The sequence below is a fragment of the Halomonas sp. HP20-15 genome, from assembly GCF_033446685.1.
Lineage (GTDB): Bacteria > Pseudomonadota > Gammaproteobacteria > Pseudomonadales > Halomonadaceae > Modicisalibacter.
This window is the reverse complement of the sequence record NZ_JAWQLY010000043.1, coordinates 1-298: the sequence shown is the minus strand read 5'-3', so window position 1 is coordinate 298 and position 298 is coordinate 1. Positions and strand designations below refer to the sequence as shown.

Below are 298 nucleotides of genomic sequence, written 5' to 3'. Positions count from 1 at the left end.
ATGGCGGACCGGACGGGACTCGAACCCGCGACCTCCGGCGTGACAGGCCGGCATTCTAACCGACTGAACTACCGGTCCGCATTACGACCGCGTGGTGGGTGATACTGGACTCGAACCAGTGACCCCCAGCATGTGAAGCTGGTGCTCTAACCAACTGAGCTAATCACCCATCGAATACGCTACACAACTAGCGGGGACTGCTTGCAGAACCTGAACAGGCATGGCGGACCGGACGGGACTCGAACCCGCGACCTCCGGCGTGACAGGCCGGCATTCTAACCGACTGAACTACCGGTCC

Annotated in this window: 3 tRNA genes; all 3 read right to left on the bottom strand. The window is 61.1% G+C overall.

Annotated elements, in window-relative coordinates:
* Window position 1: 1 nt before the first annotated feature.
* A tRNA-Asp gene (locus R6258_RS18785) sits at window positions 2-78 on the bottom strand.
* Between the two features lie 14 nt (window positions 79-92).
* A tRNA-Val gene (locus tag R6258_RS18780) sits at window positions 93-169 on the bottom strand.
* 52 nt (window positions 170-221) lie between these two features.
* Window positions 222-298: transfer RNA gene (locus R6258_RS18775), tRNA-Asp, on the bottom strand.